The 493-nt window shown below is 68.2% G+C and carries 1 protein-coding gene; it reads right to left on the reverse strand.

The window, feature by feature from the left end:
- Positions 1-493 (reverse strand): LLM class flavin-dependent oxidoreductase (locus H7U32_RS09835; RefSeq protein WP_204469864.1); only part of this gene is annotated, 493 nt, incomplete at both ends.

Here is a 493-nt window from a genome sequence, read left to right on the forward strand (position 1 = left end):
CGTGACGCCCTCGGGTCCGGTCGTCACCCAGCCCTGACCAAAGCGAGCGACAAGGCCCAGACCCTTCGGGCCGTTCGCGGCGAGGATGAACGGGACTCGCGGTGTCTGGGCGGGTGCGCCGACCATCCTTGCGTTTACCGCGGTGAACCAGTCGCCGGTAAATGAGATTCCTGTCGAATCGGTCTCGAACCTCAGCAACGCATCTAGCCCGGTGACGAACTCGGTGAAGCGCTCGTGGCGCTGGCGCGGCGTGTACTCGGGCTGACCGAGCACGAAGGCGTCGAAGCCTGTGCCGCCGGATCCGACGCCGAGCAGCAGGCGACCGCCGGCGATGTCGTCCACCGTGGCGAGTTCTTTCGCGAAGGGAACCGGATGCCGGAAGTTCGGCGACGCGACGAACGTACCGAGACGGATGCGGGAGGTCGCGGCCGCTGCAGCCGCGAGCGTCGGGATCGTGGCACCCCAGGGCTGGTCGGCGAGTGAGCGCCAGGAG

The sequence above is a fragment of the Bifidobacterium pullorum subsp. saeculare genome, from assembly GCF_016899725.1.
Taxonomy (GTDB): Bacteria; Actinomycetota; Actinomycetes; order Actinomycetales; family Bifidobacteriaceae; genus Bifidobacterium; species Bifidobacterium pullorum_C.